Origin of the sequence: Leptospira gomenensis (genome assembly GCF_004770155.1) — a bacterium.
Classification (GTDB): domain Bacteria; phylum Spirochaetota; class Leptospiria; order Leptospirales; family Leptospiraceae; genus Leptospira; species Leptospira gomenensis.
Window position 1 is genome coordinate 1 of the sequence record NZ_RQFA01000073.1, and the last position, 20,022, is coordinate 20,022.

General features: G+C 47.8%; 20 protein-coding genes. 14 read left to right on the plus strand and 6 right to left on the minus strand.

What is annotated here, in order from left to right; all coding sequences use genetic code 11:
• Positions 1–324: 324 nt before the first annotated feature.
• From EHQ17_RS16275 to pssA, 8 genes are read left to right on the plus strand one after another with little or no spacing between them, the layout of a single operon-like run.
• Positions 325–921 carry a hypothetical protein gene (locus tag EHQ17_RS16275; protein WP_425460724.1) on the plus strand — a complete coding sequence of 199 codons (597 nt, stop codon included), beginning with the start codon at positions 325–327 and terminating at the stop codon, positions 919–921.
• On the plus strand, positions 897–2,492 hold the full coding sequence (locus EHQ17_RS16280) for a TolC family protein (protein ID WP_246057593.1): 1,596 nt from the start codon (positions 897–899) through the stop codon (positions 2,490–2,492). Before EHQ17_RS16275 ends, EHQ17_RS16280 begins: the two co-directional genes overlap by 25 nt.
• Before the next feature lie 24 nt (positions 2,493–2,516).
• Positions 2,517–3,698, plus strand: a complete 1,182-nt coding sequence (locus EHQ17_RS16285) for an efflux RND transporter periplasmic adaptor subunit (RefSeq protein WP_135589963.1) — start codon at positions 2,517–2,519, stop codon at positions 3,696–3,698.
• 55 nt (positions 3,699–3,753) lie between these two features.
• Entirely contained in the window at positions 3,754–4,365 is a 612-nt protein-coding gene (gene lexA / locus EHQ17_RS16290; RefSeq protein ID WP_135589962.1) for a transcriptional repressor LexA, read from the plus strand.
• Between the two features lie 38 nt (positions 4,366–4,403).
• Positions 4,404–4,694 carry an LA_1448 family UV-C exposure upregulated protein gene (locus tag EHQ17_RS16295; RefSeq protein WP_135589961.1) on the plus strand — a complete coding sequence of 97 codons (291 nt, stop codon included), beginning with the start codon at positions 4,404–4,406 and terminating at the stop codon, positions 4,692–4,694.
• Positions 4,684–6,069 (plus strand): S41 family peptidase, encoded by a 1,386-nt coding sequence (locus EHQ17_RS16300; RefSeq protein ID WP_135589960.1) that lies wholly within the window; start codon positions 4,684–4,686, stop codon positions 6,067–6,069. The genes EHQ17_RS16295 and EHQ17_RS16300 overlap by 11 nt, the downstream gene beginning before the upstream one ends.
• A gap of 8 nt (positions 6,070–6,077) precedes the next feature.
• Positions 6,078–7,094 carry a tRNA (adenosine(37)-N6)-threonylcarbamoyltransferase complex transferase subunit TsaD gene (tsaD, locus tag EHQ17_RS16305; protein ID WP_135589959.1) on the plus strand — a complete coding sequence of 339 codons (1,017 nt, stop codon included), beginning with the start codon at positions 6,078–6,080 and terminating at the stop codon, positions 7,092–7,094.
• Positions 7,091–7,855: a CDP-diacylglycerol--serine O-phosphatidyltransferase gene (gene pssA, locus EHQ17_RS16310; RefSeq protein ID WP_135589958.1), complete on the plus strand. Its 765-nt coding sequence runs from the start codon at positions 7,091–7,093 to the stop codon at positions 7,853–7,855. The genes tsaD and pssA overlap by 4 nt, the downstream gene beginning before the upstream one ends.
• A 455-nt stretch (positions 7,856–8,310) precedes the next feature.
• On the opposite strand, the gene EHQ17_RS16315 is transcribed toward pssA, so the two are convergent.
• Positions 8,311–9,903: a hypothetical protein gene (locus EHQ17_RS16315; RefSeq protein WP_246057594.1), complete on the minus strand. Its 1,593-nt coding sequence runs from the start codon at positions 9,901–9,903 to the stop codon at positions 8,311–8,313.
• Positions 9,900–10,871, minus strand: a complete 972-nt coding sequence (locus tag EHQ17_RS16320) for a hypothetical protein (protein ID WP_135589957.1) — start codon at positions 10,869–10,871, stop codon at positions 9,900–9,902. Before EHQ17_RS16320 ends, EHQ17_RS16315 begins: the two co-directional genes overlap by 4 nt.
• A 415-nt stretch (positions 10,872–11,286) precedes the next feature.
• On the opposite strand from EHQ17_RS16320, the gene EHQ17_RS16325 reads away from it, so the two are divergent.
• Genes EHQ17_RS16325 through EHQ17_RS16345 form a run of 5 tightly spaced genes read left to right on the plus strand, consistent with a single transcriptional unit; the run spans position 11,287 to position 15,516 of the window.
• The gene (locus tag EHQ17_RS16325) at positions 11,287–11,511 is read left to right on the plus strand and encodes an LIC12298 family protein (RefSeq protein ID WP_135589956.1); all 225 of its coding nucleotides are present in this window, start codon (positions 11,287–11,289) and stop codon (positions 11,509–11,511) included.
• Positions 11,508–12,206 (plus strand): JAB domain-containing protein, encoded by a 699-nt coding sequence (locus EHQ17_RS16330; RefSeq protein ID WP_135589955.1) that lies wholly within the window; start codon positions 11,508–11,510, stop codon positions 12,204–12,206. The genes EHQ17_RS16325 and EHQ17_RS16330 overlap by 4 nt, the downstream gene beginning before the upstream one ends.
• Positions 12,200–12,955, plus strand: a complete 756-nt coding sequence (locus tag EHQ17_RS16335) for an ABC transporter permease (protein ID WP_135589954.1) — start codon at positions 12,200–12,202, stop codon at positions 12,953–12,955. Before EHQ17_RS16330 ends, EHQ17_RS16335 begins: the two co-directional genes overlap by 7 nt.
• A complete protein-coding gene (locus EHQ17_RS16340) occupies positions 12,952–14,157 on the plus strand; it encodes an ABC transporter ATP-binding protein (protein ID WP_135589953.1) in 1,206 nt (401 codons plus the stop codon). Before EHQ17_RS16335 ends, EHQ17_RS16340 begins: the two co-directional genes overlap by 4 nt.
• 48 nt (positions 14,158–14,205) lie before the next feature.
• Positions 14,206–15,516: a UDP-glucose dehydrogenase family protein gene (locus EHQ17_RS16345; protein ID WP_135589952.1), complete on the plus strand. Its 1,311-nt coding sequence runs from the start codon at positions 14,206–14,208 to the stop codon at positions 15,514–15,516.
• A 193-nt stretch (positions 15,517–15,709) separates the two neighbouring features.
• On the opposite strand, the gene EHQ17_RS16350 is transcribed toward EHQ17_RS16345, so the two are convergent.
• The 4 genes from EHQ17_RS16350 to EHQ17_RS16365 are packed head-to-tail and all read right to left on the minus strand — an operon-like array spanning position 15,710 to position 19,177.
• Positions 15,710–16,084 carry a nuclear transport factor 2 family protein gene (locus tag EHQ17_RS16350; RefSeq protein WP_210412869.1) on the minus strand — a complete coding sequence of 125 codons (375 nt, stop codon included), beginning with the start codon at positions 16,082–16,084 and terminating at the stop codon, positions 15,710–15,712.
• Between the two features lie 3 nt (positions 16,085–16,087).
• Positions 16,088–17,179, minus strand: coding sequence for a 5-(carboxyamino)imidazole ribonucleotide synthase (locus EHQ17_RS16355; RefSeq protein WP_135589972.1), 1,092 nt, complete (start codon positions 17,177–17,179; stop codon positions 16,088–16,090).
• A 41-nt stretch (positions 17,180–17,220) separates the two neighbouring features.
• A complete protein-coding gene (gene purE / locus EHQ17_RS16360; protein ID WP_135589951.1) occupies positions 17,221–17,709 on the minus strand; it encodes a 5-(carboxyamino)imidazole ribonucleotide mutase in 489 nt (162 codons plus the stop codon).
• 52 nt (positions 17,710–17,761) lie between these two features.
• Positions 17,762–19,177, minus strand: coding sequence for a UDP-N-acetylmuramoyl-tripeptide--D-alanyl-D-alanine ligase (locus tag EHQ17_RS16365; RefSeq protein WP_135589950.1), 1,416 nt, complete (start codon positions 19,175–19,177; stop codon positions 17,762–17,764).
• Positions 19,178–19,363: 186 nt separating this feature from the next.
• On the opposite strand from EHQ17_RS16365, the gene EHQ17_RS16370 reads away from it, so the two are divergent.
• Positions 19,364–19,990, plus strand: a complete 627-nt coding sequence (locus EHQ17_RS16370) for a hypothetical protein (protein WP_135589949.1) — start codon at positions 19,364–19,366, stop codon at positions 19,988–19,990.
• Positions 19,991–20,022 lie beyond the last annotated feature (32 nt).

Consider the following 20,022-nt stretch of genomic DNA (forward strand, 5'->3'; position numbering starts at 1 on the left):
GGACGAGCGGGAATCCGCGAGCCCGGAGTCACGCGACTCGGAGCCGCCGGAATATTCCAAAAAATGAATGTAGTTCGGCCGACCACCGGCGGCTCCGAGACACGCCCCGAACCCCCTTAAGCCCGATCGCTTCTTCCGGACAAACCTTTCCGGAAAAAATTACAACGGAGCTCGAATCAACCGAAGAAAAAACTAAACTTTGATTCGACTTTCACGAGCTTCGTCGGAGATTGGGCTCGTTCCCTTTTTTTGGAACGACAAATCGTAGTTTTGTGGATTGGGAACGGAGAGGAATCAAGAAGCGATCCGAGTTCTTTTTTTCTGATTTTATTTCAAAATAAAATGACAAGTATTTTTACAATTTTTAGAATTTTACCTCTACTTTTACTCGTTTCCTGCGTTTCTTCCTCCCAGGATCGGGAACTTTTTTTAAATCAACGGAATCTTTCTGTCCCCGAAATTCGGTCCGGAAAGGTCTATCTTGCGGGTCATACCGGAGAACACGGTCGGGACACGGAGGAAATTCTCCTTTTACTGAAAACTCTGATAACCGATACGGTTAATAAGGACTTTTCCAATTTGCCGGATCGGGTTCCTCCTAAAGACGGATTACTTTTAGATTTAAAGGGTATTTGGTCTCGAGAAGAGATCCGAAAGGAACTCGGCAAAAAAGGGAACTATTTCGAAACGTATTTTTTCGATCGGGAACTTCTCAAAAAACAAAAGAATTCGGACAACGTTCGCACGGTCAGGGATTTATTTCTTCTTTCCGGCGGTATCGAAGCGGAATTCTATTACGAAAGTATGACGGAATGCGAATTGAAACTTAGATTTAAAGATAACATAGAACTGGAGAAGGAACTTCTCAATCCATACTTTAAGAAAGTGCAGGGGAAATGGTATCTTCACAGAATGTTTTGATAGAACCCGAACGGTTTTCATCCGGTTTTTCCGAAAACGGGACTCAACCGGGAATTTTATTTCGTAAGAATTCGAGAACGAATCGTTTTCTTCGAGCGATCCTTCGTTGTCTTTTTTGGGGAATCGTTTTCGTTTCGATCCAACCCTCCGACGCGGAAGTCATTCCCCTGGAATCCTCTTCTACGGAGGAAGATAAGAAAAAGGATTCTTCTTCCGGTAACAACGGAAACGGCGGTTCCGAAGGCCCCGCTTCTTCCCGCTCCTCCAAGGACCCGACGGAAACTTCGAACTTTTCGTCGTCGGTTCCGGGACAAATCCCTTTTTCCGCTCCCCCTTCGTTTTCGGGAAAAATCATAGACTGGGATGTGGAACGTCTTACCGAATATGCGGTCTCGAACAACCCTTTGTATCTCGCAGAAAAACAGAATATGGGAATCGAACGTGGCAAGGTGATCACCGCGTCCTTATCCAGAAACCCGATTCTACAATTCCAACAGCAGTTCATCGGTATGCCGGGCGGCGGCTCCCAATCCCCTCAGATTTTGGGAAACAACGGATCTCAGGGCGGCGCGACCGAGATCGCACCGGGTCTCTACCAAGATCTGGACGTTTACGGAGTCATATCCCTCCGCTCCAAAGTCGCCAAAAAATCGTTCGAGGCCGTGCTCGGCGAATTCGACAACTTCGACAGGTTATTCCGGCTCCGACTCCGTCAGAATTACTGGGCTTATTTATTTCTTACTAATTTAGTAGATTATAATAAAGAATTTTACGAAAATTACAGCGACCTACTCGAACTCACCAAGTTCCGCGTGGAAAAAGGGGACATTTCGCCGCTCGAATTCGAACGCCTGGAGCTCGAAAGAATTCAGGTGGAGAAATTCTACCGTGATGCGCTCGTCAGAAGACAGATCGTGGAAAAGGAACTTCGTATCCTTTCCGGAATCCGAGAAGCCGAAGGAATTTTCGCGTTTAAGTCGGAGATGAAATTCAAATCCCTCGAAGACCTCGGTCTCAATCTGAAGGATTCGAACATCGCGGCCGTGAATCGCCCCGACATCGCCGCCTTGGAAGAACGGGTCAAAGAGAAAAAACTCAACATCGATCTTCAAAGAAGGGAAAGTTTGGGTTATCTTCAGGTCGGCGGCGAATGGAGAATCAAAGGAAACGAACACTACGCCGGCGTTTTCGCGACTATTCCGATTCCCCTCAACGACCGAGGACAAGGAAAGGTCCTCTCCGCAAAGGAAGAACATAAAAAATTCGAACTCGCGCTCGAAGCCAAAAAACGCGAAGTGAACGAGGAAATCGAGGCTTCTAGAAAAGAGCTTCTCGCGCGAGAGGATCTTCTCGCCAAATACGAACGGATCAATTTATTACAGAAAAACAAACAGTTGGAACAAAAATCCAGAATCGCCTACGTCCGCGGCGCGTCCGATCAGGTGACCTTTCTGCAGGCCGAAAAAAATTATCTCACCGTTCTCAGAGATTACTACGAAGTGTTGTATCTCTATTACAACGCGGTGGAACTTTATAAGGCCGCAGTCGGAAAAAAAACAGAGAGGGATTAATTTGAATTCGTCCCGGAGATTTGTATGATCAGTTTCTTTAATCGATACAAAACCGCGATCGTGTTGCTCGCGGTTTTAGGAACCGGATATTTCGGTTATAAAAAGTTCTTCTCCAAAAAAGCGGAGGAGAAAAAGCAGGAGGTCGTAAACAAGAGTAGGTTTACGGTCTCCGAAGAGATTTTAAAACGACATCCTCTAACGTTAGTCGCCCTTAAGGAAGTCTCGAGTGTGGAGGAGGTCGCCTTACCCGGAAGAATTTCCTACGATCCGGAAAGTATGGCCAGAGCCGGATCCACCGTGGAGGCTAGAATCCAAAAAGTTCTCGTGCGGGAAGGGGATCGGGTGAGCCAGGGTTCTCCTTTGGCGATCCTTTCCTCCGTCATGCTCGGAGAGGTCGAAGCCTCTTACGTAAAAGCGCGCGCCAGTCTGGAGGCTTTGAAGTTACAAGCCGATCGGGCGAAAGAACTTTTCGATATGAAGGTGACTTCCGCGAAGGACTACGAGTTCGCCAATATGCAATACAAAACCGCGAGAACCGAAGTGGAAACCACGCGGATCAAACTCGAAAACTACGGCTTGACTCCGGGAGAAATCGCCGGAATCGAACGGGGAGTTTACGTCTCTTCCAATCTCGTTTTGAGAAGTCCGATCTCCGGAGAAGTCACCGAAAGAAAGGCGGTCCAAGGACAACAGGTTACGAGGAACGAGGACCTTTTTACCATCGCCAATCTTACCAACCTGATGGTTCTTTTGGAGGTTTATGAGAAGGATTTGGGTGCAATCTCCGAAGGGGACGACGCTCTTATTTATCCTTTGGGGGACGAAAAATCTCCCGGAATCCGAGGTGAGGTCGCCTACGTGGGAACGGTTTTGGATAACGTTAAAAGAACCGCAAAAATCCGTATCATGGTCTCCAATCGAAACGGTAAACTCAAGCCGGGACAATCCGTTACGGCCAAGGTAAAAGGAATGGTGGCCCAAACCGGTTCCGAACCGAGAAGGACGATTCCGATCGAAGCGGTGCATGAGATCGAGGGGAAATCGATGGTGTTCCTACGAAACGAGGATGGAAGTTTCGAAGCGGCGGAAGTTGTCGTGGGTGATACCGTAGGGGACGAGGTGGTCATCCAATCCGGAATCCGGGAAGGGGCGCAGGTCGTTTCCAGAGGTTCGTTCATTCTAAAAAGCGAATATTTGAAGTTGTAAGAATTTTACTATTTTTGTGTTGACTTAGCATTTATTCACTACTAAGTTGTTTAGTATGAAGGACCTGACGGACAAACAACAGGCTGTTCTTACGTTCATTACCGGAATTATCAAAGACCGAGGATTTCCCCCGACAATTCGGGAAATCGGAGACGAGTTCGGAATCACCGCAAAAGGCGCCTATGATCACCTCAAAGCGATCGAAAAAAAGGGATATCTTAAGACCGCCAAAAACCAATCCAGGGCCATCGAGCTGATTCGGCAGAGTCCGATGGAGTCGTTGCCCGTGCAAGCCACGAGTATTCCCGTGATCGGCCGGGTCGCTGCGGGACTTCCTATCTTTGCGGAAGAAAACATTGAATCCTACATTCCGGTTCCAGACGAGATGGTGAAACCGAACGTTCCCACCTACGCCCTTCGGGTGCAAGGGGATTCCATGATCGATGCCGGGATCAACGACGGAGACATCGCCATTATCGAGAAGAGGGACATCGCGCGCAACGGAGAGATCGTCGTGGCTCTCATCGACGACGAAGCCACTCTCAAAGTATATTATAAAGAACAGGATCAGATTCGGCTGGAGGCCAGAAATTCTCAGTACAAACCGATTCGTACAAAGAAGGCCTCCGTTATCGGAAAGCTCATCGGCTTGTACAGAATTTACTGATTGACAGAGGGAGAAAGTCGATCGAAACTTCGGACGAAGTGTTCTCCCAAAAATCCCTCCTGTTCCTTCTGATCTTCCTCGCGCTTCAATGCGGATCTCCGAAAAAAGAAATCACCGACGGTGATTTAAAGCGCGTTTTGGAGAGAGTGAGTATTGCAAGAATCAACGCCAACTTAAAGGCTTCTTCCGGAAAAGCGGCTCCGAATGATCTCGTTTTTTTTCTGGAAGCCTGTACAGTTTATCGTTTGGATCCCGATTCCGTATTTGAACGGTTGAAACTCAAGAATCCGGGACTTTACGAGGTATGGATCAAAGAATATGAAAAATAAAGAAAGGCTGGTCTGGATCGGAATCGTTTCCTTCCTCAGCTTTGCACTCATTTTACCCAACGGAAGCGTAAAGGGCATTTCCAAAACCGGAGAATCGTATCTTCAGATTTTCCACGAGGTTCTTTCCTTCATTCAAACCGATTATGTGGAATCGGTGGACGACGAAAAACTCTACCAAGGTGCGATCCGAGGATTGATCGCCTCTTTGGGAGATCCGCATTCTCGGTTTATGGATAAGGACGATTTTTCCCAACTGCAGGAAGAAACCAGAGGGAGTTTCGGAGGTTTGGGAATGGAGGTTTCCTTTGCGGACGGCGCGATCGTGGTCATTTCTCCGATAGAAGACACACCTGCGATGAAAGCCGGAATTCTGCCCCAGGATCGAATCGTGGAAATCGACGGAAAAAAAACCGGAGATCTTTCCTTATCCGATTCGATCAAATTGATGCGCGGAAAAGTCGGGACTTCGGTAACGATCAAACTCGAACGTAAAAATCAAAAAGAGCCCATGACATTGACCTTGGTCAGAGAGATGATCAAGATACGTTATGTGCGTTCTTCCTTTTTGGAAAAGGAAAAACTCGGTTATATTAAACTCAATCAGTTTATGGGAAAGGACAGCACACTTTCCGAATTCAAAAAGGAATTGGCGGCCCTAAAGGAAAAAGGTGCGGAGGGTTTGATCGTGGATCTACGAATGAATCCCGGTGGTCTTCTGGATCTTGCGATCGCGCTTTCCGATCTTTTTTTAAAACCGGATTTAGATATAGTATCGGTCCGCGGTCGAGGCGGGGAATTGGTGCGGGTATTCCGTTCCACTTCCTCCGGAGATAAGGCGATACAAATTCCCATGGTGGTTTTGATCAACGAAGGTTCGGCCAGCGCTTCCGAAATTTTCGCCGGAGCGATTCAGGATCACGGAAGAGGAAAAATTCTCGGGACGGTTTCTTTCGGGAAAGGTTCTGTGCAAAATATCTATCCTCTTTCGCATAACACCGGTATTGCGCTTACGATTCAGAAGTATTATACTCCAAGCGGTAAATCGATCCATGGAAAAGGCATTCAACCGGACGTGTTGGTCAAGTCGGTGGAGCCGACGGAAGACGATCGTTTTTATATCCGAAAGATGGCCGAGAAAAAAATGTTGGAGGCTTTTGTTGCCAAAAATCCGGTTTATTCCGAGGCCAACTTTCAACTTTTCGAAAAGTATCTTTCCGAAAAGGGTATGAAACTTTCGAGCGACGTCGCCCGGTTTTTGTATAAATCCCGGAGTAACAAGGAAGGACAAAGTCCCCTTTTGGATTTGGATCTGGATCCTCAGATGAAAAAGGCGATCGAACTTCTCTCCGTTCCCAAGGAAGGAGAAAAAAAATAGATAAGCCGGTGATCGGAGTGGGGATCGAAACCAGTTGCGACGAGACTTCGATCGGGATCGTCCGCGATGGACGGGAGCTGCTCAGCCTTAGGATTTTCAGCCAGATCGACCTGCACAAACCGTACGGGGGGATCGTTCCCGAAATCGCATCCCGTGCGCATCTCGAAAAAATCAATCCGCTTCTCGAAGAGGCCATGGAAGAAGCTCGGGTGAGTTTTGAAGACTTGGAATACGTCGCCGTTACTTCCTCCCCGGGGTTGACCGGTTCCCTGATGGTCGGAGCTCAACTGGCCCGTTGTATTCATCTGGTTTACGGAACCCCCATTCTTCCGGTTTGTCATTTGCAATCGCATTTTGCCGTGTTACATTTGGAGGGAGTTCCCACGCAATTCCCGGCTTTAGGTCTTCTCTTGTCCGGGGGCAATTCCGCAATTTATATCTTGCATGAGTTCGGGAGAATGGAACTCCTCGGAGATACGATGGACGACGCTTTAGGAGAAGCCTTCGACAAGGTAGCCGGTCTTTTGGGACTTTCTTATCCGGGTGGTCCGGAGATCGAGGCAAAAGCGCAGGAATACCGACCTTCTTCCGATGAAACGCCCATTCTTCCTCCGCTTTTACGCAATCTTCCCCAGGACCGGGTTTCGTTCTCGTTTAGCGGATTAAAAACTGCGGTGATGGTTCTTCTGGAAAAGGAAAAGGACCGTAGTGCGGAGCAGGTCTGTTGGAATTTCCAAAACTCCGCTTTTGATCTTGTGGAGCGGAATCTCAAACGGGCCGTGGCGCTTACCGGGATTCGTCGGATCTACGCGGCGGGAGGGGTTCTTGCCAATTCCACTCTTCAGAAACGATTGCAGTCCTGGGCGGAACGGAATTCTGTGGAACTTTTCAGTCCTAAGAAAAAAATTTATTGTACGGACAACGGCGCGATGGTAGCTACGTTGGGATACTATTTGTTCCGGAAAGGTTACAAACGGGATATCGATTTTACGGTGAGTCCATCTAGACAGGAGATCTTTTCATGAAACTCAAATTAAGTTGGGTTCCCAACACGTTGACGTTGGGAAATCTTACGATGGGGTTCAGCGCTATGTTGATCGCTTCCGAAGCGGGATCGAGAGGCGGCAGTGAATTGCAGGCGTATACGCTCGCCGGGTTTTTTATCCTTCTCGCGGCGCTTTGCGACGGTTTGGACGGAATGGCCGCCCGCGCGCTCCATGCTACTTCCGAACTGGGGGCCGATCTGGACAGTCTCGCGGATTTGACCGCGTTCGGTATCGCTCCGGGATATCTGATGTATCAGATGGTCCTTTCCGAGTATAAGATCGACGTTTTCGGAAAGGAGGATTTGTTTCCGATCGGAATGTTGGTCGCCGCTATTTTTCCGATCTGCGCCGCGTATCGGCTCGCGCGTTTTAACGTCGCCCACGATCCGAAATCGTTTACGGGTTTGCCTTCTCCTGTGGCCGGTGTGACCGTAGGTTTTTTCCCGATTTTTTTGAACGCCAATTCCGCTCCGCATTGGATCACGATTTCGGCCTTTGTTCTGATCGCGATCCTTATGGTTTCCAACATACGTTATTCGAAACCGCAAGCCGCGATTCGTTCTAAACTCACTCCTACGAGGGTGTTCCTACTTGTAGCGGGAATTACTTTACTTTTGGTCTTGGTAGGACTCAACCGATGGCCCTGGCTCATTTACGGTTTGATTTTCTTTTATATCTTTTCCGGGATCATGACCTTTTTGATCCATCTCATTCAGGAATTTAGGGTCAAACTCGACTGACTTTCGTTGGTGTGGGAACTCATACGGACGTTTTCGATTTCCGTTCGCATCGGAACCGGAGGGCGGCTGGACTCAAAGAACCGTGGCACTTCGAGGAGTTCCTACTTTTTTCTCAAACGATAGATTCGCCGTTTTAACGACGAATCTATCGGAACAAAACTCGAATACCGATGGAAAACCCTCGGTCGAGTTTTCTGCGCCGGACCGTCCCCAAACTTCCGTTCATCCACCAATCTTCCGTTCATCCACCCAATCTTCCGTTCATCTACCCAATCTTCCGTTCATCTACCCAATCTTCCGTTCATCTACCCAATCTTCCGTTCATCTACCCAATCTTCCGTTCATCTACCCAATCTTCCGTTCATCTACCCAATCTTCCGTTCATCTACCCAATCTTCCGTTCATCCACCAATCTTCGTTCCCAACATTCGAAATCGTATCGAGAACGTTCCCGACTAAAACGGAAACTGAAGTTGTACATTGATCCAAATCCCGTCGTCCAGACGTTCCTTCTTTCTGGAGTGACTGACCGTGAACGCCGCATACGGAGAAAGAAGACGCATTCGAAAGGAGGAAATTCGATCCGTAAAGATCAAACTCGTTTCGTCGCGAGCGGTTCTTGCCTCGAAAAGCGAATCGGTTTGATTCTCCCGACCTTGAAATAAAAACGCCCCTTCCAGATTCCAGGAATCATCGAGACGAAACGACCATTTCCCTTCGAGGATCGAGTCGCCGTTCGACCTCCATTCCTGACCGAATTCGATCGTGAACCTTTTTTTTTGGAGAGAATAATACAAACCCTTTCCCCAGATTTCCGCAGAATATCTGCGCACCGAAAGTAGAATTCCGCCTAACTCCCCGTAGACGATCGGGGCCTTGGCACCGAAAATTTCCCAACGTTTCGTTTTCGATTCGGAGCCTTTCGTTTCCCTCACGGAATTCCGTTCCTCGAAATTCCGTTCCTCCGATTCCGCGGAAGCCGATTTCTCGGAAAGGACGCGGTTCCAAGCCCGGATCCATTCCATCGAAAAATAAGAACGGATAACGAGGCCCGAGCGGACCAAGGACGCTTCTCCGGAAAGATCGTTTTTGTCGGGATCGGTCGCAAAAATATCCGTACTTTTTCCCTTGTAACCGGTCGTTTTCCATTCCGCGTCCGAAGTTTCCGAAAAGACGGAGGAGAAAAAAGTTCCGTAAAACGTTTTGTCTTCACCGGCGGTCTGGATCCGGGATACGATCCGAGGACCGTTCCAACCGAAACGTCTTGATTGGAAGTTTAAGGAAGTGTAATGTCTTTTTAACTCAGGAGAATAAGCGAATTCTAATATTCTCTTCGGAAAAAGTAGATAGAATCCGGGACGTTTGATCGCCTCGATTTCGGAATAATAGAATCCAGCGGACCAATCAGCCCGTTTTAACGCGGCGAATCCGGAACGCCGGATCGGTTGTTCGATTCCGGGAAGAGCCGTGTAAAAATTCTCGTCCCTTAGGAAATAAAAATTTTCCAAAGGACGGAATCGATGCCCTAACGAAAGACGAAACGTTTCGTTCTCCCAAATCCCCGAAATCAAGGCGGTTCCGTTTCTGGTTTCCAAAAAGACAGTTCCGCAAGGGAAGCCGGTTTCGGTCGATTTCGTAAAATCCTTGTTTGCCGAAGGACGCGTTTTCCCCGCGGTCGAGCCGTCCTGAGTTTTCGCGTAAAAGGAAACGAGAGGAATTTCGCAGTTCGATGATTTCAAAAACCAATTTTCCTTCGCCGTTCGGGAATATCTGGATTCGTAACCTTCGAACGTAACCCCCGCTCTGGATTCCACGCTTGCGATCGGATCGGAGGTGGCTATCGTCGCAGCGATCCACAAAAACCGCGAAAACGTCCGAAACACAAACGTCGGAAACGAAAGAGCCGGACGTTTTCGCGCGTAGTTTCGAACGAAACAAAAGGATCGTAGAAATTCGTTCGTTTTCCGAACGCCCCGCGAAGCCGAAGCCGAAGCCGAAGCTATGTCGTCTAACGTGAACGAACGTGCTTCCACCGCCGTAGGTTTCAAGAGGGGTTTCCTTTTCGTCTCGGTTTCGGATTTTTCTTTCGCAGCAGCGCGAAAACCTTCGCTTGATCCCGATCGGAAAGCGTTTCCAAAAAGGTTCCGAAATCCTCCGCCGAACCGGCGCTTTCCCTGGAAATCCTCAAAGAAGAATCCAAACTCAAACCGAAAGAAAGCAATTCCTGAAGACTCAACTTTCTGATCGTATAACGCGTGATCGGTGAAACGGATTTGCGCGTGACAACGGGACGTTTCGGATCGATCGACGAAATTTCGGAAAGCGACTTCGAAACGTTTTCGTTTCCGGCGGAAGTTTCCGATTCCGCGAAATCCCATCCCCATTTTCCTCCGATCGAAGAATCCGAACTTTCGCTTCCGAATCCGAACACGGAAAATTCGGCCTTGTCCCAGGTCCAACCGATTCCGAACGAGTACGAATCCTCCCGTCCTTCCGGACGATTCTCCGTATGAATCCTGGAAATTCCGAAAATCAAGTGCGCGCCCGCACGCAAAGGAGAATGGAGCAACAAGGAAACGCTGCGGAACTCAGAGCCGGTTTTCCCGAGAAGCTGGAACCCCTGTCGCTCCGGGATTTCGAAATGAATTCCGAAAACGAGAAGATCGGATTCTCCCCGTTCCCAGCCGAGTTGTACGGAAGAACGAACTCCGCTTTCCGAAAACCAAGCGGAACGAAATCCCGTAAAAAAACGGAAGGAGGAATCGGTTCGGTCTTCGAGACGTATCGTCTCCTTTTGGAGGAGCCCGAAGCCGCTCCAACGATTTCGATTCGGGAGACGGATTCCGTTGCCGAAGCGGATCGGATATTGTCCCCAAATTCCCACGTTAGGCGAAATACCCTTGAGGGCGGTTCCCGAAATTCCCAACGAGACGGAGGACGTTTGCCGGGTTTCCAAAAGCAGAAGATCCGGAATTCCGTTTCGGGGGGAAGTCGGTGCGGTCGTTTCCGAGGACAAATTTCCGACGCAGACCAACCAGAGACAAAGCGCCGATTCCGAAAAAAATCGAAGTCCGTACGGAAACGGCTCGGATCGAAGGAAAACGGATGGTTGTTGCCTCACGCCGGAACGGTTCTCGCCCGACTTCTCGCGGAAGAATTCGATAAAAAAAAACGTCTTGTTTCGAAAAAAAAATCCGCCGCGGTTTTTTGTCCGGGGGAGAAGTTAAGATTTGTTCCAGAAACGGAGGAAAACCGCAAATCCTAAGGTCCAAAACGAATTCGGAGCAAAAATCTCCGCTTTCCTAAAAAAAGGAGCGTTTTGGATTGACATTTACTACTGTTTTGATTAGTATATACATATCCGTTTAGTAAAAGGAATTGTGGTTTTATTTGTTTATGTCGTCTAACTTATTAAGAATGGAGAGAAGACTATGATCATTCGATCTCTGCAAGAATCAGCGAATTACCAGAGAAAGCGGGGTGGTCTTGCCGGTGCAGGCCCGAATTGGAGGGAACGTACCCGTGCAGGAGAAGCCAACTTGAAGTCCTTTGCGGATTATCTGGAAGAAGCCTTCGAAGGGGAAGTGGTTCAGAAAGGGACTTGGTTTTCCGATTCTCTTTCCGAATTGAGTAAAAACAACCTGAAGCGGATTTGAAATCTGGCGGAAAACTCTCGGAACGGTTGGGTTCTTTTCCCGATCCCAGAACGCGAATTGCGTACGAAGCCGAAGCCCTGGAAGATTGGGAACTTTTGGCGGTTCTTTTGGGAAGAGGGAATCGAGCTCAGCCGATCGAGGATTTGAGCCGGGAAATTCTGTATCAAAGCAGGGGATTGGGAGGGCTTCTTCAAAAAAAAGTTCCGGATTTGATTCAAATTCCCGGAATCGGAAACGCAAAGGCAACAACCTTGGTGGCCGCCATCGAATTTGCAAGACGTCTGAAGTGGGAAGGGTTGAAGGGAAAAACCTACTCGTTACGACAACTCGTGGATTATCTTTCTACGAGTTTGATTCCGAAAAATAGGGAATGTTTCGTGCTCATCACACTTTCCCCCGAAAACGCCCTTTTACGAGCGGAAATCGTCGCCGTAGGAAGTTTGGAAGAGGTAGGGGTTCAAACTCGGGATCTTTTGAAAATCATTCTGAACGATGCGGCCTCGTCCGTGATCATCGCACACAATCATCCCGAATCCGGTTCCAGGCCAAGCAAAGAGGATCTTTGGATCTACAAACACTTCGGTAAACTTCTTCATTCTCTCGGCTTAAAGCTGATCGACCAGTGGATTTTTGGAATTGACGGGATCTATTCCTGCAAGGAAGGTAAGGTTCTTCAGGCTCGAACGAAGTGTTGAAACGGTTATCGATTCTTTGGATTCTCGTGCGACGGGATTACGCGTTGCAGTTTGCGGGAAGTTCCCTCGGTATTTCTTGGATGCTCGTTCAAAATCTCAGTTTAATTCTCATTTATACGATCGTATTCTTTTTTTTGAACGTGCGGGGGAATGCGGCCTCCGACTCGGATTTTATCGCATATACGTTTAGCGGACTTTTATTTTGGATTCCTTTGCAGGAATATATGATCCGCGGAACTTCGATTTTGACGGAAAACCGACAATTGATCAAACGTTCCCCTTTGGGTCCGGAGATTTTTCTCTGGGTTCCGTTTGTGCAGATGTTGATCCATTTTTCGGTCACGGCGATTCCCGTAGCGATCGTGCTCGGTATATTAGGAAAATTGAATTTATTTTCCTGTTTGTCGGCCTTACCATTGATGTTCGTTACCGGATATTTATTGTCGTTTCCGCAAGGATATTTAGCTCGCGCGAACGTAATTCTCCGCGATATCACTCCGTTGATCCGACTGATTTCCCAGTTTTTTTTCTGGTCCTTGCCGGTGCTTTACGTATCCGACGGTTTTTTGAGCCAAATCAACCGCTGGAATCCGCTTAATTTTCCTCTGGAATTGTTTCGTTATGTTTTGTTAAACGAGGCGGTTTCCGCGTTTCATTGGACGGAATTCCTTCCGTATCTTATTTTTTTTCCCGCGATCGGCGTATTGAGTCGTTCTAAATTTCATTCCGTGATACTGGATCATCTTTGAGTTTACGCGTCGAAAATTTAAACAAGGTTTATACCGGATTCAGCGGACCTTCCAAAAGGATTTGGAACGTTCTATCCTTGGGTTTTCTCGGCAACGACGTACGTTACGACGCTCTTAAGAACGTAAGTTTCGACGTTCGCACCGGGGAAATCGTAGGATTGATCGGTCGAAACGGGGCCGGAAAATCCACTCTTCTCAAGGTTTTGACGGGAGTTTCTTCCTACGATTCCGGAAAAATTCAAAAGTCGGGTTCCTTGCGTTCCATTTTGGAATTGGGCGTGGGATTTAATCCGGAACTTTCCGGAGAGGAAAATCTGTATTACAACGGTTTGGTTTGGGGTTTGAGCCCGCAGGAAATCCGCTCGTCCATGAAAGAGATATTCGAGTTTTCGGATTTATTAGAATTTAAGAATATTCCAATTAAGCAATATTCTTCTGGAATGGTGATGCGCCTCGGTTTCGCGCTCGCCACTTTTTCCAGACCGGATATATTGATCGTGGACGAGGCACTCGCGGTAGGAGATGCGAGTTTTCAACAGAAATGTCTGCATCGTTTCCGTTCCTTTCAGGAGAAGGGAACGTTGACCCTCATCGTCAGTCACGATTTGGAACTTTTAAAATCGCTCTGCTCCCGCGTATTGATTTTGGAGAAAGGGGAATTGGTTTTCGACGGAGATCCGGTCGATGGGTTCCGACATTATATGCAGATCATCGCCGATTCGGGGAGTTCGGAGGAATCCGTTCTTCCGACCGATAACGGTTCGACGGTGGAGCAACTTTCCGTTTCGATAAAACACAAAGGGCAGATCAATCCGAAACTTCTTCCGGTCGGAGCTTCGATCGAAATCGAGATCAACGTCCGATTCAAAACGGACATTCCGGATTTGACCGCGGGTTTTCATATCGACGACGCCCGAGGAATTCGCGCGTTCGGAACCAACAGTTTTCATTTAGGAAATTCCCTCAAAAATGTCCGAGCCGGAGAACGGGTGAACGTTTCGTTTTCTCTTCCTCTCAATTTTTCCGCGGTCAAATATTCTTTAGGAATCGCTTTACACGAGGGAGACAACCACGTAGGTCGGAACTACCTTTGGAAAGACGGAGTTTTGTCTTTCGAACTGGAACGTCTGGGGATTCCGAAATTCGAGGGCGCGGCTTGGATTCCCGTACAAAGTCGTTCGGAAAAAGACGGTCGATCCTGATTTATTTTTCTTTCTAAGTCCGGAAAGACCGAAATTCTGGTCTTCAATATGAAAGTTTGTGTGATTGGAAGCGGTTATGTCGGTTTGGTCGCGGGAGCCTGTTTTGCGGAATACGGAAATCACGTAATCTGCGTCGATAAGGACGAAACAAAAATCGCAAATCTAAAACAAGGAATCATTCCCATCTATGAACCAGGTCTTTCCGAGTTGGTTCTCAATAACTGGAAGGAAAAACGACTGGAATTCACCACTTCCTTGAAGGAAGGAGTCGAAAGGTCGGATATCATTTTTATCGCCGTAGGAACCCCCACGTTGCCCGACGGTTCCTCCGACCTTAGCGCCGTTTTTGCGGTGGCCAAGGAAATCGGCAAATCCATCAACGGATACAAAGTGATCGTGGATAAATCTACGGTTCCGGTCGGAACTGCGGCTCAAGTTAAGGCGATCATCGCAAACGAAACGAAGTCGGAGTTCGACGTCGTCTCCAATCCTGAATTTTTAAAGGAAGGAGCGGCCATCGACGACTTTATGCGTCCCGAGCGTGTCGTGATCGGTTCCGACACGCAGAAAGCCGGAGATTTGATCGCACAATTGTATGCTCCTTTTGTTTTGAACGGCAATCCGATTTTAAGAATGGGGGTCGTTTCCGCGGAGCTTACGAAATACGCGTGTAACGCATTTCTCGCCACAAAAATATCCTTCGCCAACGAGATCGCGAATCTTTGCGAAGCGGTCGGAGCCAACTACGAGGATGTGCGGAAGGGAATGGGAACCGATTCAAGAATCGGAAGACAGTTTCTTTACGCGGGGATCGGATACGGCGGTTCCTGTTTTCCCAAGGACGTTCGTGCGTTGATCAAAACGTCGGAAGACGAAGGCGCTCCTCTGCAGATTATCCGTAAGGTCGAAGAAGTCAACGAGTCGCAGAAGATCCGACTTTATGAGAAAATCGTAAAATTCTACGGTGAATCCGGTCTTGCCGGAAAAACGTTCGCCGTATGGGGTTTGTCCTTCAAACCGGGAACGGACGACATGAGAGAAGCTCCGTCCATTCCCTTGCTTTTGAAATTACATGAAAAAAACGTAAAGTTACGCGCCTTTGATCCCGTTTCGAAGGAAACTTCCAAGGTTTATTTCGATGGAAAAGTGGAATACGCCCCCGATGCCTACGCGGCGTTGCAAGGGGCGGATGCACTTTTGCTTTTGACCGAATGGAGGGAATTCCGGGAACCGGATTTCGGAAAGATCAAAAGTCTTTTAAAATCGAACGTAATTTTCGACGGAAGAAATCAATATTCGCCCGAACTTATGCAAAAGGAAGGGTTCCGTTATTTTTCGATCGGAAAGCCGAACGTTTGAATTTTCGTTTTAGGAGATCCTACAACGGGATTTCACCGTAGGATCTCCTAACTTCCGAAGAACCGCTAAAAAATCGAAGTTCCGTCAGAAAGAATCGACTCGAAGCGGTAGGAACTCCCGTAAAAAGACAAGGCTCGAGTCAATGGAAGGAGTTCCGACCAAAGAAAGCCGATACCACCGTGCCATCCGTCTTTTACGTTATTCGCAAAACGGACGCGTCGAAATAGACTTCGTTGCGTATCAGTTTTCGATCCTCGATTTCCACGATGTCGCATCCGTAAATTTCGCGGATCGTTTCGCCGATCGGAATCCGCGCTTTCCACTTCAGAGTACAACCCTTTTCGGTGGGAAAAATCTCTTCGGCCGTCCAAACCCAAGCGGGATTTTTTCTCAAAAGCGGACGCAAATAGGCGGAAAGAACCGTTTTACCTTTGAGCCCTTTGGTCAAAAACGGATCCGAATAAAAAACGTTCTCGTGGTAAAATTCGGCAAGGGTTTTGTATTGATTCGGATTTCCTTCCGAGGTCCAAGCGCCTAACCACTGTTTGATGAAAAATTCCAATTCCATTCGTCAGAGCCAATCCGAAAACGCGCGCTCCGGTTCCGGTCCGTTATAATTCCAGTGTCCCATCTTACGACCGTTTCGCGCTTCTGTTTTGCCGTAAAGATGAAGGTGATAATGCGGATTACCCAGCGCACGATTCCAAAGTGTGGAACCCGGTTTGTAATCCTCTCCAAGAATGTTTTTCATCACGACCTTGTTCGTCGGAAGTCCTTCCGCTTTCGGTACCGGCAATCCGCAGAGCGTCCTTAATTGAAGCGAAAACTGCGTTAGAGTTCCCGCGTTTTGACTGAAATGTCCCGAGTTATGCGGTCGTGGTGCGAATTCATTACAAAGAATTTCTCCGTCTTTCAGAAAAAATTCGATTCCAAAAACTCCGACATAGTCGATCGTTTCGGCGAGCTTCCGCGCGTATTCAATCAGACGCTTTCGAACCGCTTCCGGAAAATTTCCGGGATGAAACGTGAGGTCGAGAATATGATTGGTATGGACGTTCTTGGAAGGTTGAAAATACGATACTTCTCCGTCGGAGAAACGCGCGAATATCACAGAGGCCTCTTCGGAAAAAGGAAAAAATTCCTCCACGATATGATCGAGTTTTTCCAACGAGGAAAGGGCTTGGGCAAGTTCGTTTTCGTTCTTACATTTAATTTGACCTTTTCCGTCGTAACCCATCGTATTCGTTTTTAATATACAAGGGTATTTCGTTCGAGATAAAACATCGGCTTTGTCTTTCTCCTCAAAAACCGGATAAAAATTTACGGTCGGAATTCCAGCTCGAACGAACGTGTTTTTTTCCTTCCATCTGTTTTGGGCGATCCGGATACAATTCGGAGAGGGGTGAACCGGCAGTCCGTTTTTTTCGGAGAATTTTTCAATCGTAGAAAGTGCAATTTCTGGAATATTCTCGAATTCGAATGTAAGCGCGTTAATTCTTCGCAAAAAGGAGTTTAGGGCGTTTTCATCCTCGTATTCTGCGACGGTCTCCTTCGCTCCCGCGGCGGAAGCGGGAGAATTCCTTTCGGGAGAATAAACTTGCACCTCGTAGCCGTAAGGAATCGCTTCCAGGCAGAACATTCTTGCGAGTTGTCCCGAACCCATTACTCCGAGTTTTGATCCGGGTAAAAGAACTTCGGAGACCGTCACGTTAAGTCCTTGTTTTTCGAAAGTGCTTCGTCACGGATCTTTTCACGGTAACGGTCCAATCGTTCGGCGAGGGAAACGTCCCGTAAAGAAAGAATTCGAACCGCGAGTAAACCCGCGTTTTTTGCTCCCGCGGTTCCTATGGCCATCGTTCCTACCGGAACTCCGCCCGGCATCTGGACTATGGAAAGAAGGCTGTCCAATCCGTTCAACGTTTTACTTTGCACCGGAACACCTAACACGGGTAAGGTGGTTAACGAGGCTACCATACCCGGAAGATGTGCGGCCCCGCCGGCGCCGGCTATGATAACCGAATATCCCGTGTCTCTCGCGGACTTGGAAAATTCCACCATTAGTTCGGGAGATCTGTGTGCCGATACGATCTCCTTATGGACGGTCACTCCGAATTCCTTCAAAATCGTTTCGGCTTCCTTCATGGTTTCCCAATCCGAATGACTCCCCATAATGATCGCGACTTTTGCGTCCATTTTTTCGCTCCTATTAAGATCGTCCTATCGTGTTCCAACGTGGCAAGTATTATTAAACCGTATCCGCGGGAAGGCCTTCGACGAAACGCTCCAGCCTGATTCCACGAGACGCTTTGGCTAATACGACGGAGCCTTCCGGCACTTTCTCTGTGAACGTTCGAAGCAAATTCCCCAACCCGTCTTCCGTATCCGGAAAATGAAACGATAGTTTAGAATCGTTCGAACGTTTTGAAAATTCCCTTTGAATCAAAGTCGAATCGGCGCCGAAGGTAAACAAACCTTTCAAATTCTCGAAACCGGCGCAGACTTTTCCGAGCTTTTTGTGAAAAGATCGGGAATGTTTTCCCAACTCGCGCATATCGCCTAACACCGCGTAAAAGTCTTTTCCTTCGGAAAGTTGTGAGGCGACTTCGAGAGAGGATATCATGGATTCGTAATTCGCGTTGTATGTATCGTTGATAACGGAATATTTCCCTCTTTGAAAATCCAGGCGTTTGTTTGCGGAACGAAATTCCGATATGCCGGCTGCGATCCAATCTTTAGGAACGCCGATTTTCTCCAAACACGCGGTTGTGACGGCGACGTTCTCCAATAGTCTGTCCCCAGGTAGATTCCAAACCACCGGTTTACCGTCGTATTCCAATACGAATCCGGATGATTTTTTTTCGGATACTTTAAAAAAACGTTTCGTATCTGCGATTTCGAATGTTACTCCGTATTTTCCGGTTTTCTTATTTAGAATTTTAGAATATTCTCCCGAACTCGGATAAAAAAGAAACCCTCCTCGGGGCATTCCTTCCACCACTTCCGCTTTCGCTTTGGCTATGTTTTTCCGACTTCCTAAAAATTCGATATGCGCAGTTCCTATCGTAGTTATGACCGCGAAATCCGGTTTGGCGATTTTGGAAAGTCTTGCTATTTCTCCTTTGTGATTCATCCCCATTTCACAAACCGCGATTCTGGTTTTATCGTCGATTCTGAATACGGTAAACGGCAATCCGATTTCGTTGTTATAGTTTTTTTCCGTAACCACAAGCGCGTCTTCTCCCAGATTTTTTAAACAAGAAGCGAAAAGTTCTTTCGTCGTGGTTTTTCCGCTGGAGCCAGTTACTGCGATCACCACGGGGCGGAATCTCGATCTATGAAACGCGGCCAATTCGCCTAACGCACGTAAGGTGTCATCGACTATCATGGCCTTTCTCGTTTCGTCTTTGCTCAGTGAGGATAGAATGGAGTGGTTTTTTTCGCATAAGAAATAGGAAGCTCCTTTGGAAAGCGCGTCCGGAATGAATTCGTGTCCGTCCCGATTTCCTCGAAGCGGAACGAAAAGCGAATTCTGCTCCGCTTCCGAAGAAGAAGTTGTAATACTATGAATCGGTGGTTCTTTTTGAAAAAACGATTCGATCCCTTCGTCAACGTTTAGGACGCGACGTAAGGTCGCCGGATCGTAATGGAAAGCGGCTTTCATGCGTCCAGGATGCGGAGGCGGAGAGATTTGAAAATTCTAAAAAAACGTTTTGTTGTTCCGCACGACGTAGGCCGGTTCCTACGTGCTTCGGCGTTGGACTCGATCCGAGGAAAGATTTTATTCGGATGAAAAAACGCGAATCCTTGATTGTCGGATTTATATGGATGCAAGAGCTGCTCTTCGATTATGAAAAAAATATTCATTTACAATCGCCCCGCCTTTATTCCGCTCCTGTGGTATTGTTCCGCTTTGTTTCTGGGTGTTTTGCTGTTTTTGCCTCCTTATTTCTTCGTCGATTCCCGGATTCGTTCCTCGGACGGGTTTTTCGGGGATTTCTCCGTTTCGTTTCTCGGGGGCGCGGTTTTTGTATTCGCCATTTTTCTGTTGGCTTCGTTTTTGTTGTGGCTCGGAATAGCGCGTCTCATCAAATTCGAACGGGTTTCCGTTGATCAAGAATTTATTTCCATTTCGGGAGGCCTTTTTCTTTCTTCGGGGAAGAGGTTTTATACGGGAGGTCCGATTCGAATTCCGCTCACGTCGGACTTTCGGTTCCGGGCCCTCAAGGACGGATTTTCGAAGAGTGTCGGTTTTTACGTCGATTTGCCTGTGGACGGCGGTTGGCATTCTTTTTTGATCGTTCCACATTGTCCGGATCCGTTTCGTTTGGCCCGACGAATCAACGCTGTTTTAGAAGCGTTCGGTTCCGCTGCGAGGTCCGTCCACATGTCGGAACACTTGCAAAAACAATTGTATAAGAAAAAAGGCATGAAAGCCGGAAAAAAGGCGAAGGAAAAGGAAAAGTCCGTTTCCTAAATCCGGTTCCGATTTCGTGACGATGTTCCGAC

Bases quoted from the DNA above. Each gene is read 5' to 3' on its own strand.
- EHQ17_RS16370 (WP_135589949.1), top strand. From the start codon at position 19,364: ATGAAAAAAATATTCATTTACAATCGCCCCGCCTTTATTCCGCTCCTG.
- EHQ17_RS16345 (WP_135589952.1), top strand. From the start codon at position 14,206: ATGAAAGTTTGTGTGATTGGAAGCGGTTATGTCGGTTTGGTCGCGGGA.
- pssA (WP_135589958.1), top strand. From the start codon at position 7,091: ATGAAACTCAAATTAAGTTGGGTTCCCAACACGTTGACGTTGGGAAAT.
- EHQ17_RS16325 (WP_135589956.1), top strand. From the start codon at position 11,287: ATGATCATTCGATCTCTGCAAGAATCAGCGAATTACCAGAGAAAGCGG.
- EHQ17_RS16300 (WP_135589960.1), top strand. From the start codon at position 4,684: ATGAAAAATAAAGAAAGGCTGGTCTGGATCGGAATCGTTTCCTTCCTC.
- EHQ17_RS16280 (WP_246057593.1), top strand. From the start codon at position 897: ATGGTATCTTCACAGAATGTTTTGATAGAACCCGAACGGTTTTCATCC.
- purE (WP_135589951.1), bottom strand. From the start codon at position 17,709: ATGGACGCAAAAGTCGCGATCATTATGGGGAGTCATTCGGATTGGGAA.
- lexA (WP_135589962.1), top strand. From the start codon at position 3,754: ATGAAGGACCTGACGGACAAACAACAGGCTGTTCTTACGTTCATTACC.
- EHQ17_RS16350 (WP_210412869.1), bottom strand. From the start codon at position 16,084: ATGGAATTGGAATTTTTCATCAAACAGTGGTTAGGCGCTTGGACCTCG.
- EHQ17_RS16365 (WP_135589950.1), bottom strand. From the start codon at position 19,177: ATGAAAGCCGCTTTCCATTACGATCCGGCGACCTTACGTCGCGTCCTA.
- EHQ17_RS16285 (WP_135589963.1), top strand. From the start codon at position 2,517: ATGATCAGTTTCTTTAATCGATACAAAACCGCGATCGTGTTGCTCGCG.
- EHQ17_RS16355 (WP_135589972.1), bottom strand. From the start codon at position 17,179: ATGGGTTCGGGACAACTCGCAAGAATGTTCTGCCTGGAAGCGATTCCT.